Origin of the sequence: Gordonia sp. p3-SID1431 (assembly GCF_025143765.1) — a bacterium.
In the GTDB taxonomy this organism is placed as follows: Bacteria; Actinomycetota; Actinomycetes; order Mycobacteriales; family Mycobacteriaceae; genus Gordonia; species Gordonia hongkongensis.
On record NZ_JAMBDT010000108.1, the window covers coordinates 1 to 16,145 of the forward strand.

Below are 16,145 nucleotides of genomic sequence, written 5' to 3' on the forward strand. Positions count from 1 at the left end.
GGTGAGGCAGGTTGCGGAGCCCTTCGTGGCTCGCTTCGCTCGCACCTCAGGGAGCAGAGATGTGGACGCTCACGCGTGTTCTTTCGTAGTCCACGGCGGCCGCCAGGCCGCAGGTACTGAGGTGCGAGGAGCGCAAGCCGCCGGGCGGAGCAAGCGACCACGGAGCGCGTTGAGGTCGACGAGCCTCGAAGCTCAGGGCGACTCAGCGGCCCTTGAACTCGGGTTTGCGCTTCTCGAAGACGGCAGTGATGGCCTCGGTGAGGTCCTCGCTGGGCAGGAACGCGGAGTTCCACGCGGCGACGTAGCGGAGGCTGTCGTGGACGGCGGCGCTGCGCGAATGGTCGAGAACGGACTTGATGCCGTGGACCACGAGCGGCGGGTTGTCGGCGATCTCGCGGGCGGTCGAGCGGGCGAGCTCGAGCACGGCGGTCTGATCGTCGGCGACATCGTTGACCAGACCGATCTTCTCGGCGCGGGCGGCGTCGATGTCCTTGCCGGTCAGCGCCAGCTCCCGCATGTGACCGTCGCCGATGATGAACGGCAGGCGCGCGAGTGTGCCCACGTCGGCGACCATCCCGACCTTCACCTCACGCACGCTGAACTTGGCGTCGGCGCTGGCGTAGCGCACATCGGCCGCGCAGATCAGGTCCACACCGCCACCGATGCACCAGCCGGACACGGCTGCGACGACCGGCTTGCGACAGTCGGCGACCGCGGTGATGCCGGCCTGGAGTGTGCGCAGCGAGTCGAGGAATTCGGTGCGCGGCGCCGCTTTCGCGTCCCCGGCGAGGACGGCCGACAGCGTCCCGCCCATCGCGACGAGGTCGAGGCCGTAGGAGAAGTTCTTGCCCGACCCCGTCAGCACCACCGCGCGCACTTCCGGATCGGTGTCGAGGTGCCCGAACAGCTCCGGGAGTTCCTGCCAGAAGTCCGGTCCCATGGCATTGCCCTTGCCCGGGCCGATCAGGGTGACCTCGGCGATGTGGTCGGAGACGGTGACGTCGAACGCGGTCCAGGCGCGGTCGTTCCAGGCGTGGTCTGTCATGCGAGGGAGCCTACTCGGCGGTCAGAAGCGGCCGTGTCCGGATCCGCCGACGGCAACCGACGGCGACCGGCCGGGGCGAGAGCGGTGCGTCGACCCTGTTAGATGGGCACATGAGCGGATACATCCAGGAGGACATCGACCCGGAGGAACTCGCGCACCGGACCGAACTCGCGTCCGCGATCGCGGGCAGCGTCCGGGACTTGATCGATGCGACGGTGCGCACCGAGGTCGGTGAGACAGACATCGCAGAGGCGAGGCGGCTCATCGCCGCCGCCACCGAGATCCTCCGGAAGGACCAGCTGCCGGGCCCGTTCGGCATCCGATTCAACTCCGACGGCACCAAACGGTCCTGGGGCAATGCCGTTCTGGGGCGGCGGAACCCGATCGCACCGCCGGTCGAGCTCCATCACGAATCCGAGTACAGCTGGCTCGAGGTCGCACTCGGTCCCCAGTACGAGGGTCCGGCCGGACTCGTCCACGGCGGCGTGCTCGCGCTCGTCTTCGACCAGCTGCTGGGCTCGACCGCGGAGTTCCAGGGTGTGCCCGGGATGACCGGCACCCTCACCGTCCGGTATCGGCGCGGTACGCCGCTCGGGGTGATCCGCGGCGAGGCGCGCGTCGATCGGGTCGAGGGTGTGAAGACGTTCGTCACAGGGACGATCTCGGTCGACGGCCAGCTCACGGCCGAGTCCGAGGGGATCTTCATCCTGCCGCGGTGGGCTCGCGGTGAGGTGCCCGACGCCATGCGGAACTCGGTCGGCGAGGGCTGACGCCCCGCCACCGCCGACAGACCCCCGACGCGGCCGGCCCGTCGCCCGACGACCGGTCAGACCTCCGCGTGAGTCGACCGCGGCCCGACAGGCGAGTAGCGCGCACACAGGAACGCGCCGTTGCGTGCGAAGTCCTGCAACTCGAAGTCGTAGGCGCGCGGGAAGAGTGGTCGGCCCGACCCCAAGGTGACGGGCGCGATCGACACGATGACGTCGTCGAGCATTCCGGCTTCGGCGAACTGCGCGGCGAGGTCGCCGCCGCCCACGACCCAGACGTGGCGGTCGCCCCCTGCGTCGACCAGACGGTCACGGAGGTCTCCGGGGCTCCCGGCGACCACCGAGATGGTGTCCGACACCGGCGTCAGTGACTGATGGGTGAAGACGAACGTCGGTATGTCGTATGGCCACGGCTTCCCGTCGGAGACCTCGTGGTCGAGGATCCACCGGTAGGTCGTCGCGCCCATCACGGCGACACCGACCTGCCGGAAGAAGTCGTCGTAGTTCATCGGCCCGCCCTCCTCGAGCGGCTGGCTGAGCAGCCAGTCGAGGTTGTCCCGGTCGTCGGCGAGGAAGCCGTCGAGGGTCGTTGCCGTGTAGTAGCGGAATGCCATCAGAATCCTCCGGAGTGTTTGCGGTGCCACATGATCGGGTCGGGATCGAGAGTCGGGGCGGTGACGTCGACGCCGGAGTCCCGCAGCATCCAGCGGGCGACGAGCCGACGATGTGCGGAGAACGTCAACACGTGCGCGACGATCTGGGAGAGCAGGAACGATTCGGGTGGGTCGCACAAGGCGTCGATCACACGGTCCTGCCACGCGCCGCGTCGGTCGATGTCACGGATCAGGGCGAGCCAGCGCGGTGCAATGTCGCGATGCAACTCGATGAGGTCGGTCAGTTGGGTCGGTGCGGCCGGCGGCAGGTCGGCTCCCTCGATCGTCGACAACCAGGGGAGTTTGTCGCCGACGAGATGGGAAATGACCTCTGCGAGAGACTCTTCCGGTCCACTCCAGGACAGCAGCTGGTTACCCGCGAGACGCGGCGCGGTCCACGACGCGGCGTCGAGCCCCTTCGCGGCGTCGAGGAGCGCCTCGATGTCGTCGAGGTCGTGGCGAATCATGAGCATCACCACGTTGCCCGCATCCTCGGTCGTGGGTGAGCCGCTGTCGACGTACAGCGCAGTGGGCGAGTGGAAGTGGATGCCGTTCGGCGCCGGCAGCCAGTGGCTGTGCTCTCCCACCGCACCCATGCGGCCGGGACTGTGTCCGAAGGCGCGGCTGAAGGCACGCGAGAAGCCGTCGACGGACGAGTACCCGGACTCGAAGGCCACGTCGGTCACCGACTGTCCCCGCTGGAGGAGCCACGCCGCACGTTCGAGGAGGACGCGGCGCCGCAGGGCCACCGGTGCCTCGCCGGCACCGCGCCGGACCTGCCGGGTGAAGTGGAACGGCGACGCGTAGGCGCCCGAGGCCATGTCGTCGAGCGAGGTGTTGTCCTCGGACAGCACCGCGTCGAGAAGCTGCCGGAGACGGTCACGGTCGGTAGAGGTCACCCTCTGAGTATGGAACCGCGAAAGCCGTTCCCGCCCGACCGAAATTGCTCCACCGGGCGGCGGTGCCGATCAGTCCCTCGTCAGCAGGGGGATCAGACGTTCGGTCTTGGCCTCGGTCCAGCCCGGCGGCTGCAGGATCTTGGCCCAGGCTGCCGGGATCGCGGACATGTAGTTGTGTCCGTGGCCGTCGGGGACTCCGACTGACACCGCCATGTCGGCGCTGACCTGCAAGAAGGTCACGAACGGGATCCACCGCATCGCCGACAGCACGTCGCGTCCGGGTTCCTCCTCGAGCCAGTCCGGCTCGCGGAGGATCAGTCGCGGGTTCCACCACGAGATCGGATCGGAGGCGTGCTGCAGATACACCGCGCGACCCGACGGCGACGTCCACTCGGTGGTCGGCTTGTCGAGGTCGGGTGCGTCGGCGATGAATCGGACCTGTCGTCCGTCGTCGTAGGTGGGCAACACTTCCGGCGTCCCGTCGTCGCGTGACCCGGTCGTGTCCACCCACAGTTTGTTGTTGAAGGTCGGTCCGCTGAACAACGCACCGTCGGTTCGCGCGCTCAGCGCCGGGATGGTCCCGAACGCCGACTCGGCCGCGAACGAGCCGAGGCTCTCGCCGAAGACGACGAGCTTGGGGCGTTGGGCCTCGGGTACCTCGCGCACCCGTTCCGAGACCGCCTCGAAGAGCGCCTGCCCGGCCTGCCGCGCGCGTTCCTTGTCGACGAGGAACGACAACCAGCTCGGCAGGTACGAGTACTGCATGCTCACCGTCGCCGTGTCGCCGTTGTACATGTACTCGAGCGAGTCCACCGTCGCCTGGTTGATCCACCCGGTGCCGGTGGTGGAGGCGACCGCGATGAGTTTGCGCTGCAACCCGCCGGCGCGGACGAGTTCCTCTGCGGCGAGTTCGGCATTGGCACGCAGATCTGTACCCGAGCCGAGCCCGACGTAGGCGCGGATTGGTTCCATGGCGGGGGACCCGTTGAACGCGCTCAGCTCTTCCACGGTGGGCGACACCGAGATGAAGATCCGGCCTTGACGCCCGAGCGAATCCCAGGTCACCAGCGAGCCCGGACCGCCCGAGCGCTGCGGGGTGGTCGGCGGGCTGGAGTCCGCGGTCGTCTCGTCGTTGACCGCGGCGAACGACGAGTTCAGCGCCTGCATACCGTAGTTGGCGACGACGCCGTTGAGGACCAGCACCGTGATGATGATCGCGATGGTCGCCGCGGCGAAGGCCGAGATACGCGGCGGCGCCACGCGATTGAGTTTCCGGACGAGCCACTTCACCCCGTCGCCCCACGCCTGCCCGATGGTCATCAGCAGGGCGAAGACCACCACGGCGATGAGCAGGATCTGCGGGTAGGCCGTCCAGGACAGGAGGTCGACCCCCATCATCGTCCGGACCTGGTCCTGCCACCGCTGGAACGCGACCAGCATGACGACGGTGCCCGCGATCGCGGCCAGGCCCAGCGCCGCCCAGAGTCGGCGCATCGGCGCGGGCCAGGGTTCCTCCCGGGAGATCATGTAACGGATCAGCCAGGACACCAGCACACCGAGGCCGTACCCGACCGCGGCCGAGGCCCCGCTCACGATGCCCTGGAACAGCGGCCCGCGCGGCAGGAGCGACGGCGTCACCGACAGCCACAGAAAGACGAGCGCGACCGTCAACCCGACGCAGGAATACCGGTGGAGCCGCCGCCGCCACCACCACGACGGCTTCTGTCCTTCTGCCGGGCCGGTGGCGCCGGACTGCTCCGGAACCGATGCTTCGTCCGGTTCCGGAGCGGCAGGTGGTTGCGAGGTGGGCGTGGTCGACGACACGTGGGTTCCTCTTTTCTCGAGAACCCGGAAACCGTAACACCGATCGCGGTGTGGCAGCGGCGCTTACGGCGACCGTGACCGTGGTGCCATCCAGCGGCGTCCGTTACTTGACCTCGGACCGCAGAATCCGTAGCACCCCGAACGCCAGGGGCAGCCCGATCCAGATCACTGCCGAGACGAGCATCCTCGCCCATTCGCCCCCGGTCGCCCAGTCGCCCTCTTGAAAGGGCACGTTCGTCAGGCCGGTGTCCACCCACTGGCCGAGATTGTCCTTGAACCACGGGACCAGCTGGCTGACCACGGTCAGAGCGGTGGGCAGCGCGAAGTAGGCGACGATCGCGCCCGGGGTGTTCAGGATCAGGGCGGCGAAGCCGAAACCGAGCAGCAAGCCGAAGGTCTGCGAGACAAACGAATTCACGAACCCGGCGAGCGTGAGGTCCCAGGAGCCGGCGGGATCGGGGAACGCCAGACCGGCGATTCCGTTGCCGATGACGCCGAGGATGAGCGCGACCGCGACCGCCGCGACGGCGGTGAGGAGCGCCGCCACCAGCTTCGCTCCGACGACGCGCTGCCGTCGGGGTTCGAGGGTGAATGTCGTCAGCGCGGTGCGTTGGCTCCATTCCCCGGTCACGAGCAGGATCGCGAGGATGGGCAGGATGATGGCGGTCGGGATGTTCATCATCCCGAAGAACTGTCCGAGGTTGAGGTTCTCGGGGCTGTTGCGGTTCGCGATGAGCATCGCGATCACGACGATCGCCGCGATGACTCCGATCGAGGCGGTCAGCCAGAAACCCGCACGCGTGTCGACGAGCTTGCGCAGTTCGACGCGGACGAGTCGGGAGAACGGGATTCCGGGGCGCTCGACGTCGATCACGTCGGTGTGCGGCACGGGGGTGCCGAAGTCGGCGAGGGTCATCGAGCTGCTCCTTCGAGTGTGGTGTGTTCACGCTGGGTGTCCGCGGTCAGCTGCAGGAACATCGCCTCGAGCTGGGCGCCGTCCGCGGGCCGCAGCTCGGTGAGGACGACGCCGACGGCGGCCGCGGCGCGGCCCACGTCGATGGGGTCGGCGTCGACATCGAGTCCGCCGGAGGCGTTGCGCTGCACGGTGATCCCGGCTGCGTTCAGCGCCTCGCCGAGGGTCGCGTCGTCGAGTGATCGGACGCGTGTCCCGGCGCCGGCGAGCAGTTCGTCTTTGGTGCCCTGGGCCACGATCCGGCCGTTGCCGATCACGACGATGTCGTCGGCGACGATCTCGATCTCGTGCAACAGGTGCGACGACAGCAGCACCGTGCCGCCGCGATCGGCGTACCCGCGCAGCAGGGTTCGCATCCAGTGGATGCCCGCCGGGTCCAGTCCGTTGGCCGGTTCGTCGAGGATCAGGATCTTCGGGTCCCCGAGCAGGGCTGCGGCGATACCGAGACGCTGGCGCATGCCGAGGGAGTAGTTGCGCACTCGTCGCCCGGCCTCCTCCGGGGTGAGGCTGACCAGCTCGAGCATCTCGTCGACGCGGTCGTGGCCGATGCCCATGGTCATCGCCGACAGTCGCAGGACCTCCGCGCCCGTCCGGCCGGCGTGCTGAGCCGAGGCGTCCAGGAGGATGCCGACCTGCGTGCCGGGATTCGGGATGGACCGGTAGTCGACGCCGTAGAGTTGCGCCACCCCCGACGTCGGCGGCGTCAGCCCGGCGATGATCCGCATCGTCGTCGACTTCCCGGCGCCGTTGGGGCCCAGGAATCCGGTCACCTGCCCGGGGCGGCAGGTGAACGACACGTCGTCGACTGCGACGTAGTCGCCGTAGCGCTTCGTCAGATTCTTCACTGTGATCATGTCGTCCATCGTGTCCTTTCCGCACGGCGTGCACATCGGACCTCCGGACAGCGTCGTATCGACCGAAAGTCGTAGGGGTCGACACCCATCGGGAGGACGCGGGCACCACCGGCGCCCGACTACGGTGACGGTTGTGCGTCCTGAGCAGTACCAACCACCGATGACGTGGGCCGGCCGATTGTGGCGGCTCGCGGTGATGCTCTGCGTCTCGGCCGGCACCTTCGCCACCCGTGCGTCGTACCTGTGGGACGAGGCCCGGTGGTGGTTCGTCGCCGACCTCGCACTCGGGGTGCTCTCCTACATCGTCATCTGGTGGCGCCGAAGCCATCCCGTACCGGTCACGACGTTCACGAACATCGTGACCATCGTGTCGTCGTCGTCTCTCGGACCGGGCATTCTCGCCATGGTGTCCCTGTCGACCCGGCGTCGGTGGCGCGAGATCATCCCGCAGGCGGTGTTGTCCGTTGTCGCGGGGATCATCGCCCTCGCCTTCTTCGCCACTCCGACCGAGGCGAACGATCCCGTCATCATCAGTTACTCGGTCACGGTGGTCGCGACGGCGGCGATGGTCGCGTGGGGTCTCTACATCGGTTCGCGGCGTGAGCTTCTCGCCAGCTGGCAGGCGCGCGCGCTGGCCTCCGAGGCCGAACAGCAGGCGAAGGTGATGCAGGCGCGTTCGCTCGAACGGGCGCGGATCGCACGCGAGATGCACGACATCCTCGCGCATCGGATCTCGGCGATGAGCATGTACGCGGGCGCATTGGCCTACCGTTCGGACCTGTCCGGAGAGCAGATCCGCGAGACGGCGCAGACCATCCAGGAGACCTCGCACCTGGCGTTGACCGAGCTGCGGGAGGTGCTCGGGGTTCTGCGGGAGGGGCCCGGCGACGCCGCGCCCGAGGAACCGCAAGGGGTTCCGGACCTGGCCGCGCTGATCGAGGAGGCGCGCCGGCTGGGGATGCGTGTGGACAGCCGATGCGACATCGATGTCGATTCGCTGGGCCCGGCGATCTCACGCACGCTGTATCGGTGTGTGCAGGAGGCCTTGACCAATGCGCGCCGTCATGCGCCGAGCGCGCCGGTGACCATGCACATCCGGGGCGGACCCGAGCACGGTGTGGACCTGCTCGTCGAGAACCCGCTACCGCTGACAGCGGGTTCGACCGGTCCCACACCAGGATTCGGACTCGTCGGCCTGGCCGAGCGGGTCGGGTTGCACGGCGGCAGGCAGTCGGTGACCGTGAGCGAGGACAAACGGTTCCTGTTGCACGTCTGGTTACCGTGGCAGTCATGACCGCCCGCATCATGATCGTCGACGACGACCCCCTCGTCCGTTCCGGACTCCGGCTCCTCCTCGGCGGTGATGCCGGCCTCGACATCGTCGCCGAGGCGGGCAACGGGCAGGAGGCCCTCGACACCCATGCCACGGCGCCCGTGGATCTCGTCCTCATGGATCTGCGGATGCCGGTGCTCGACGGGATCGCGGCCACCGGCCGCTTCAAGGCACTGGTCTCGCCACCCGCGATCATCGTGCTCACGACCTTCGACGCCGACGACTACGTGGTCCGCGCACTCGCGATGGGTGCCGACGGATTCCTGCTCAAGGACACGCCACCCGACGACATCGTCGCGGCCATCCACCAGGTGCTCGACGGTCGACCGGCCCTGAGTCCCTCGGTGACCGCCGCATTGATCAAACAGGTCGTCACCAGCGGCGGTCACCGGACCTCGTCCGCGGTCGAACGTGTCGACCGACTCACCGCACGCGAGCGTGATGTGGCCGTCGAGCTCGCCCGCGGGGCGTCGAACGCCGAGATCGCTGAACGGCTCTACATGAGTCTTGCGACGGTCAAGTCGCACATCTCGCACATCTTCACCAAACTCGACGCGGGCAACCGGGTCCAGGTCGCGATCCTGATGCACGACGCCGGGATGGTGTGACGTCGACACACCCACCCCTTTTTCGTGAACCCACCCGGTCCGAGCGTGGTGCGTTTACGGAAAAGGGGTGGGTTTGCGAATTCCGTGGGCGCGGAGCCGCCTACCCGCCGGTTGAGCCTGTCGAAACCCCCGGGCCCGTCACCAGCGGAAGGTCGAGTGTGGTGCGAAGTCCCGCGGGCCCGTCGACCACCGCGGGGATGGCGTTCACGATCCGGCCGGCCGCGGCGACGATGGCGGCGTGGTTGTGGTCACCCTTGCGGCTCGTCGGCATGATGTCGACGGTGTACGACGGTTCGCCGGTGATCTCGACGCGGTAGCACCCGCCGGGCTGAGCCGGCTGCGCCCAGTCCGGCCGCAGGTCACCTCGAAGCCGCGTCACGTGCTCGATGACGATCACGGGTTCGCCGGCCACCTTGCCGATGATCTCGAAACGCACGGCCGCGCGGGTGCCCGCAGCGATGTGACCGGCCGCGATGTCGAAATCCTCCGGCGCAGGCTCGCTTTCGGAGATCTCCTCGATGTCGTCGACGGTGACGCCGAGACCGGCGGCCAGTTGCCGGATCGTCGTGCCCCATGCGAACCCCAGTACCCCCGGCAGGAACAGCATGGGGGTCTCGTCGAGCGGTTTGCCGAAGCCCATGACGTCGAACATGACGGTCGCCCCGTCATAGGTCGCGTAGTCGGCGATCTCCATGCAGCGCACTTGCTCGATGTGCTGGCAGGTGCCCGCGAAGACGAACGGGATGAGGTCGTTGGCGAATCCGGGATCGACGCCGGTCACGAACAGGCTGGCGCCGCTGCCCGCGGTGGTTTCGTCGATCTTCGCGATCGCCTTCGCGGGCATGACGTCCCAGGGGTACTGGAGGGTGTTCGGGGAGGACCCGACGACGTCGATCCCGGCGGCGAGGATGCGCACCACATCGTCGAAGGCCTCGACGGGGCGCGTGTCACCCATGGCGCAGTACACGACACAGTCCGGCTTCGTCGCGATCGCCTCGTCGAGGTCGCCCACCGCCAGGACTCCGGTGGGTGTCTCCAGCCCAGCGAGCGTCGCGGCGTCGACACCGACTTTTTCAGGGGTAGACACGCAGACGGCCACGAGTTCGAACCGCGGATCCTCGATCAGCTGGGTGAGGCACAACCGGCCGACGTTGCCGGTTCCGACGAGAGCTACCCGGAAGGACATGAGGTGGAACTCCTTGTGTTCGATCGGCGCCGGTGGGGCGTGGTGTACACCTGTCCGGACGTTTGTCTGTTCAGTAGACCATTTTCCGGTGGAACCTGTTCTATTTTCGCGCTCGTCGCGGTAGCGTTGCCGCCCATGGGACGCGTAGACGACAAGGTTGCAGTGATCACCGGTGGTTCGCGGGGCATGGGCGCCGAGCACGCCCGGGCCCTCGTGGCCGAGGGGGCGAAGGTGGTGATCGGCGACATCCTCGACGACGAGGGCGAGGCGCTGGCCGCCGAACTGGGGGACGCGGCGCGCTACGTCCACCTGGATGTCACCTCGCCCGAGGACTGGCAGACGACGGTGTCCACCGCGGTAGACGAGTTCGGCAAGGTCAACGTCCTGGTGAACAATGCCGGCATCGTGAACGGTTCGACGATCCAGAAGTTCCGGCTGGACAAGTGGAAGCAGATCCTGGACGTGAACCTGACGGGCACGTTCCTCGGAATCCAGGCGGTCGCGGACCTGATGATCGACGCCGGCGGTGGCTCGATCATCAACGTCTCGTCGGTGGAGGGCCTGCGCGGAAGTCCCTGGGCGCACGGCTATGTCGCGAGCAAGTGGGGCGTGCGTGGTCTGGCGAAATCGGTTGCGCTCGAACTGGCTCCGCACAACGTGCGGGTGAACTCCATCCACCCGGGTCTCATCCGGACGCCGATGACCGAGGGGATCCCCGACGACATGGTGACCGTGCCGATGGGCCGGGCCGCGGAGTCACGCGAGGTGTCGACCTTCGTGGTGTTCCTGGCCAGCGACGAGTCCTCGTACGCGACCGGTGCCGAGTTCGTGATGGACGGCGGCCTCAGCGCCGACGTGCCACACAAGTGAACGCCCACACCAGGACGACCATCCCGATCAGTTCGACGAGCGTCTGCGTGATCACCGTCGCCGCGGCCAGTTCCGCCCCGACCGGCAGCGCCAGCGCGAGTGGCAGGACGACGAGCGAGTTGCGGGTGGCTCCGGAGAAGACGGCCGCCGTCGACGGCTCCGGGGCCAGGCGGAACACGCGCGCCACCGCGACGCCGGCCGCCACCATGATCGCGAGGAACGCGGCGTAGACCGGGATCACCCCGGCGATGTCGGCAAAACGCGAACCGACGAGAGGCACCTGGGAACTCACGGCGACGAAGAGTACGGCCACCATGAGCGGGACCATCGTCATCGTGGCGCCGGCCGAGGTTCGACGACCCGCCTCGGACCGGTCCGCCCACGCCTGGGTCAGCCACGCGAGTGCCAGAGGGCAGAGGATGAGGACCGCGAACGCCCAGAGGAACGGCTCCGGCTCGATCACCGACCGTTCGTCACCGAGCAGCAGCATCAAGTACAGCGGTGTCAGCAGCATCTGGGCGAGGAGCAGCAGCGGCGTCGCGGCAAGGAGTCGTCGGGCGTCCCCGCCGCCGAGTCCGGCGAACACGACGACGTAGTCGACGCACGGACACAACAGCACCAATAGCGCGCCGAGACGGATCGCGTCGTCGGCGGGCAGCGCTGAGGACAACACGGCCACCAGAAGAGGCGCCACGACGAAGTTCAGGAACAGCACCGCGACCAGGAACCGCCGGTCACGCAGCGATTCCAGGAGATCGGACCGGCGGATCTGCAGAAAGGTGACATAGAGCAGCGCGGCGAGCAGCGGCGTGATCGCCGACTCGAGGCCCTCGGCGGGACCGGGTGCGGCCAGTCCCGCACACAGTCCGGCGACTATCGCGCCGAGGTAGAGGGCGACCTGGTGACGTTCGAGGCGGTCGACGACGGTCGCGGGTCTTGGCACCGAATCATTCTGCGACACCGCGGCCGCGTTCACCGACACCGCCATGGCGCGGTACGGCAGACTCGACCGGGTGATCACCCCGTCCCGGCGCACCGACGTCGCGCTACTGGTCGTGGTGATCGTGTTCCTCGTCGCGGTGAATATTGGTGCGCATCTCGCGGACGGCCCGCTGTCGGTGGCGATCGTCCCGGTTGCCGCCGTCGTGGCCGTGGGCATCGCCCGCCTCGCCGGCCTCGGCTGGCGGGACCTCGGCCTGAGCCGTGCGGAACTGCGCGCCGGCATCCCGGTCGCCGTGGCCGCGGTCCTCGTGGTCGCGGCCGTGGTCTCGACAGCGGTCGCGATCCCGGCGACGCGTGAGTTCTTCCTGTCCGACCGCTACGACGATACCTCCGAGGCCCTCCTGGCGGCGTTCGTGATCATTCCGCTGCAGACCGTTCTCCCGGAGGAGGTCTTGTTCCGCGGTGTGCTGCAAGGGGTTCTGGGCCGGTTGTTCACCCCGTTGACGACGCTGGTCGTCGGTGCGATCGCCTTCGGTCTGTGGCACATCCTGTCCTCGACCGGTCTCACCGCGGGCAACGAAGGCCTGAGCGGCGTGCTGGGTGCCGGGACGGTTGCACAGATCGCCGGCATCACAGGCGCGGTCGTGGCAACCGGGGCCGCGGGTTTCGTGCTCGGGTGGTTGCGGCAACGCACCACGAGCCTCCTCGCACCGATCGCCTTGCACTGGGCACTGAACGCCACCGGGGCGATCGGTGCCGCGGTGGCCTGGCAGGTGTCGTAGACCGAACACCGCTGGTATGCGCGCAGCAGCACCACGAACCATGCTCCCTAATCCGAAAGAAGCCCATAACCCCTGCTCCCTGAGGTGTGAGGAGCGCAAGCGACGAGCCTCGAAGGGCCTGGTGAGACGTGTTGCTACACCCTTCGTGGCTCGCTTCGCTCGCACCTCAGGGTGCAGGGTTCCTTCCTGCTCCTCGAGATCACGCGGTTCCGAAGATGCGATCGCCGGCGTCACCGAGTCCGGGGCGGATGAAGCCGTTGTCGTCGAGTTCGCGGTCGACCGCCGCGGTGAAGATCGGCACGTCGGGGTGTGAGCGATGCAGGACCTCGATGCCCTCCGGGCAGGCGAGCAGGCAGACGAACTTGATGGACTTCGGACCGTACTCCTTGATCCGGTCGATCGCGGCGACCGCCGAATGCCCGGTCGCCAGAAGCGGATCTACGATCACGACATCACGCTCGGACAGCTCCGACGGCATCTTGAAGTAGTACTCGACGACGACCATGGTCTTCGGGTCGCGGTAGAGGCCGATGTGTCCGACGCGCGCGCCGGGAACCACGGTCAGCATGCCGTCGGCGATACCGGCGCCGGCCCGCAGGACAGCGGCGAACACCAGCTTCTTGCCGTCGATGACCCGGGCGGTGGTGGTCTCGAGCGGTGTGTCGATGGTGATCTCGTGCATCGGGATGTCACGCAGGACGTCGTACGCCATCAGGATCGAGATCTCGTCGAGCAGACGGCGGAAGTCGTTGGTCGACGTCTCCTTGCGACGCATCAGGGTCAGTTTGTGTTGGACCAGCGGATGGTCGATGACGGCGACGCTGCCCATGGGTTCCTCTCGGTCGGTGGTCGGCTCAGAAAACGGTGCCGGTACTGCGTATCGTCAACGGCGGCAACCCATCGCGAAGTCGGCTCGCGAGCACGCGGCCGGCCGCCCACGTGCCACCCTCGAGCACGCAGGCCAGGGGCATCGAGGCTGCATCGGCGTCGAGGCGGTCGCGTACGAGGTCGGCGATCTCGTCGAGAAGGGCGACGGTGAGCGCCCGCCATTCGACGACGAGCTCGTCGCCGACCTCCCACTCCCGGTCCGCCCAGGCCTCCTCATGCAGCGCGAGCACACCCGAGTCGAGGAGAAGGCCACCGTTGCGGTATTCGGGGAGGCCGGTCAGCTCGTCGAGTCCGGTCACCTGGACACCGGCCCAGCGGAACGGTTCGAGAAGCGAATAGGTCAGCCACTGGGACAGTTTGTGGAACGGCACCCAGCCGGCGGTGAGGCCCGGGCCGACGACGGCGTCGTGATGCCAGCAGTCGCCCAGTGGGTGGGTGTCGATCGTGTTGTCCGACGGCCAGATCGGGCCCAGATACTCGAGTACCCCGCTCAGGATGTCGACCGCGGGCACCTCCGCACGACCACCGCGGGTGAGGTGATCGAACAGGCCGCCCGGCCGGGCGTCCGGACCGAAGATCTCGGGGCGGCTCGACAACACCTCGCCCAGGCGGCGCAGGAGATCGACCCGCCCGGGCAGGCCCGTGAGCGGGTTGTCGGGACCCACCTGGAAGGCCGCGCCGAGAGTGTCCGCCGTGACCGTGCCCAGACCGGTGGCGTCGACCCGCAGGGGATCGGCCGGGTCGCTCGAGAACACCCCCTCGCAGAACGCCACCCAGCTCGCGACGCCGAGCCCCTCGGAACGGGTGAGAACCAGGTCGCTCGACCGTTCCCGAAACGACCACTCGGGTCCCGCGCCGGCATCGAGGAGGACGCTGACCAGCACGACGTCGATGAGCGCGCGGGTTCGCTCCGCCGAGCCGGCCGGGGGCAAGGCGGCGTCGAGAGCGCCGAGGCGGTCGATACCGCCTGCCTCGAAATGTCGCCACCTGCTGTGAAAAGGGATGTCTCCGTCGGGATATCGCAACCGAGTCGTTTCCACGACGATGTCAGCTGCCGCGTCCCGCGCATCGTCGTGGACGATGAACCACGACGACTCGCCGGCCCGCGCCCGTTCGAGGAGTTGTCGCGACCGGCTCCGGACGGTGGCGGTGGAGCGCAGCAGCCGGGCGGCCTGTGAGGCGGAGAGTTCCACCTCTGGTGCTCCGGTCATCACAACCCCCGGCCCTTGACCTGACGCAGCTGTTCGGCATCGGGCACGGGTCCGGGCGTGAAGTAACCGGCAGCCATTTTCGCGTCGATCTCGACGCGGGCGTCGGCGGGGATCAGTTCGTCGGGGATGTTGACCCGTTCGCCGACCTCGATACCCGAGCCGGTGATGGCGTCGTACTTCATGTTCGACATCGACACCAGGTGATGGATCCTGGTGATCCCGAACCAGTGCAGGACGTCGGGCATGAGCTCCTGGAACCGCATGTCCTGTACGCCCGCAACGCATTCGGTGCGGGCGAAGTACTGGTCCGCGGTGTCACCGCCGAGTTGGCGTTTACGGGCGTTGTACACCAGGAACTTGGTGACCTCGCCGAGGGCGCGTCCCTCTTTGCGGGAGTAGGCGACCAAGCCGACGCCGCCGCGCTGGGTGCCGCGGATGCACTCCTCGATTGCATGCGTCAGATATGGACGGCACGTACAGATGTCGGAGCCGAACACGTCGGAGCCGTTGCACTCGTCGTGCACCCGTGCGGTGAGTTCCACCGAGGGGTCGGCGAGGTCGCGGGCGTTGCCGAAGATGTAGACCGTCTGCCCGCCGATCGGCGGGAGGAACACCTCGAGATCCGACCGCGTGACGAGTTCGGGATACATGCCGCCGGTCTCCTCGAACAACACCCGGCGCAGCTCGGCCTCGGAGCAGCCGAACCGCTCGGCGACGCCGGGAAGATGCCACACCGGTTCCACGGCCGCCTTGGTGACCAGAGCCGCGCCACTCGGCAGCAGAACCTCACCGTCGGGGACCAGACGGCCCTTCTCGATCGCCTCGGCGATCTCGGGAAGGATGACGTGCGCCTTGGTCACCGCGATGGTCGGCCGGATGTCGTAACCGCGAGCGATCTCGTCGGGGAAACTCTCGGCGACTGTCGCACCCCAGGGATCCAGCGAGACGATCGCGCGCGGATCGCCCCACTGTGGATACGGTCCGATGTGGTCGGTGGGCGAGGTGTTGGTGAGATCGGCTCGGTGCTCTCGTGCAAGGGCGCCGGCGGCGACGGCCAGTGCGCGATAGACGCTGTAGGAGCCGCTGTGGGTACCGATGACATTGCGATGCGCACGTGTGCCCGTCGTCCCGATGACGGGACCGCGTTCCGCCGCGGTGGCCGCCCCCCAGTGGATGGGCGGAGCGTCGACCCCGCCGCTGTGTGAGGTCAGTCGGATGTGGCCCAGGGACCTGTGTTCGCCGGACATCGTCGTCGTCCTCACCTTCGTCTCGAGGCGGTCACCCGCCACGGAGGGAAAGCGCCAGCATAG

General features: G+C 68.1%; 16 protein-coding genes. 5 read left to right on the top strand and 11 right to left on the bottom strand.

What is annotated here, in order from left to right; all coding sequences use genetic code 11:
• Positions 1-202 precede the first annotated feature (202 nt).
• Positions 203-1,045, bottom strand: a complete 843-nt coding sequence (locus M4D77_RS20385) for a crotonase/enoyl-CoA hydratase family protein (protein ID WP_058253511.1) — start codon at positions 1,043-1,045, stop codon at positions 203-205.
• Positions 1,046-1,155: 110 nt separating this feature from the next.
• Between M4D77_RS20385 and M4D77_RS20390 the strand changes: the two genes are divergently transcribed.
• Positions 1,156-1,815, top strand: coding sequence for a PaaI family thioesterase (locus M4D77_RS20390; protein WP_055475413.1), 660 nt, complete (start codon positions 1,156-1,158; stop codon positions 1,813-1,815).
• Between the two features lie 56 nt (positions 1,816-1,871).
• Here the strand turns inward: M4D77_RS20390 and M4D77_RS20395 are convergent, their stop codons facing one another.
• The 5 genes from M4D77_RS20395 to M4D77_RS20415 form a co-directional block, all read right to left on the bottom strand.
• Positions 1,872-2,426 (bottom strand): dihydrofolate reductase family protein, encoded by a 555-nt coding sequence (locus tag M4D77_RS20395; RefSeq protein ID WP_259937201.1) that lies wholly within the window; start codon positions 2,424-2,426, stop codon positions 1,872-1,874.
• Complete coding sequence (locus M4D77_RS20400; protein WP_058253508.1) at positions 2,426-3,364, bottom strand: AraC family transcriptional regulator; 939 nt, start codon at positions 3,362-3,364, stop codon at positions 2,426-2,428. Before M4D77_RS20400 ends, M4D77_RS20395 begins: the two co-directional genes overlap by 1 nt.
• 69 nt (positions 3,365-3,433) lie before the next feature.
• Positions 3,434-5,188 (bottom strand): alpha/beta-hydrolase family protein, encoded by a 1,755-nt coding sequence (locus tag M4D77_RS20405; protein ID WP_159370914.1) that lies wholly within the window; start codon positions 5,186-5,188, stop codon positions 3,434-3,436.
• A gap of 103 nt (positions 5,189-5,291) precedes the next feature.
• Complete coding sequence (locus tag M4D77_RS20410) at positions 5,292-6,104, bottom strand: ABC transporter permease (protein ID WP_055475417.1); 813 nt, start codon at positions 6,102-6,104, stop codon at positions 5,292-5,294.
• The gene (locus tag M4D77_RS20415; RefSeq protein WP_055475418.1) at positions 6,101-7,024 is read right to left on the bottom strand and encodes an ABC transporter ATP-binding protein; all 924 of its coding nucleotides are present in this window, start codon (positions 7,022-7,024) and stop codon (positions 6,101-6,103) included. The genes M4D77_RS20410 and M4D77_RS20415 overlap by 4 nt, the downstream gene beginning before the upstream one ends.
• A gap of 151 nt (positions 7,025-7,175) precedes the next feature.
• On the opposite strand from M4D77_RS20415, the gene M4D77_RS20420 reads away from it, so the two are divergent.
• Positions 7,176-8,309, top strand: coding sequence for a sensor histidine kinase (locus M4D77_RS20420; protein WP_259937206.1), 1,134 nt, complete (start codon positions 7,176-7,178; stop codon positions 8,307-8,309).
• Positions 8,306-8,956: a response regulator transcription factor gene (locus M4D77_RS20425; protein ID WP_259937208.1), complete on the top strand. Its 651-nt coding sequence runs from the start codon at positions 8,306-8,308 to the stop codon at positions 8,954-8,956. The genes M4D77_RS20420 and M4D77_RS20425 overlap by 4 nt, the downstream gene beginning before the upstream one ends.
• A 100-nt stretch (positions 8,957-9,056) precedes the next feature.
• On the opposite strand, the gene M4D77_RS20430 is transcribed toward M4D77_RS20425, so the two are convergent.
• A complete protein-coding gene (locus tag M4D77_RS20430) occupies positions 9,057-10,142 on the bottom strand; it encodes a diacylglycerol kinase (RefSeq protein WP_259937210.1) in 1,086 nt (361 codons plus the stop codon).
• A 135-nt stretch (positions 10,143-10,277) separates the two neighbouring features.
• Here M4D77_RS20430 and M4D77_RS20435 point away from each other — a divergent pair, with 135 nt between their 5' ends.
• A complete protein-coding gene (locus M4D77_RS20435) occupies positions 10,278-11,012 on the top strand; it encodes a glucose 1-dehydrogenase (RefSeq protein ID WP_259937211.1) in 735 nt (244 codons plus the stop codon).
• Here the strand turns inward: M4D77_RS20435 and M4D77_RS20440 are convergent.
• On the bottom strand, positions 10,987-11,973 hold the full coding sequence (locus M4D77_RS20440) for an arsenic resistance protein (protein ID WP_259937215.1): 987 nt from the start codon (positions 11,971-11,973) through the stop codon (positions 10,987-10,989). The genes M4D77_RS20435 and M4D77_RS20440 overlap by 26 nt on opposite strands.
• A gap of 52 nt (positions 11,974-12,025) precedes the next feature.
• Between M4D77_RS20440 and M4D77_RS20445 the strand changes: the two genes are divergently transcribed.
• Entirely contained in the window at positions 12,026-12,736 is a 711-nt protein-coding gene (locus tag M4D77_RS20445; RefSeq protein ID WP_259937213.1) for a CPBP family intramembrane glutamic endopeptidase, read from the top strand.
• A 199-nt stretch (positions 12,737-12,935) separates the two neighbouring features.
• On the opposite strand, the gene upp is transcribed toward M4D77_RS20445, so the two are convergent.
• The 3 genes from upp to M4D77_RS20460 are packed head-to-tail and all read right to left on the bottom strand — an operon-like array spanning position 12,936 to position 16,082.
• Positions 12,936-13,565, bottom strand: coding sequence for a uracil phosphoribosyltransferase (gene upp / locus M4D77_RS20450; RefSeq protein ID WP_058253501.1), 630 nt, complete (start codon positions 13,563-13,565; stop codon positions 12,936-12,938).
• 25 nt (positions 13,566-13,590) lie between these two features.
• Positions 13,591-14,835, bottom strand: a complete 1,245-nt coding sequence (locus M4D77_RS20455; protein ID WP_259937214.1) for a URC4/urg3 family protein — start codon at positions 14,833-14,835, stop codon at positions 13,591-13,593.
• On the bottom strand, positions 14,835-16,082 hold the full coding sequence (locus M4D77_RS20460; RefSeq protein WP_058253522.1) for a GTP cyclohydrolase II: 1,248 nt from the start codon (positions 16,080-16,082) through the stop codon (positions 14,835-14,837). The genes M4D77_RS20455 and M4D77_RS20460 overlap by 1 nt, the downstream gene beginning before the upstream one ends.
• Between the last annotated feature and the right edge of the window lie 63 nt (positions 16,083-16,145).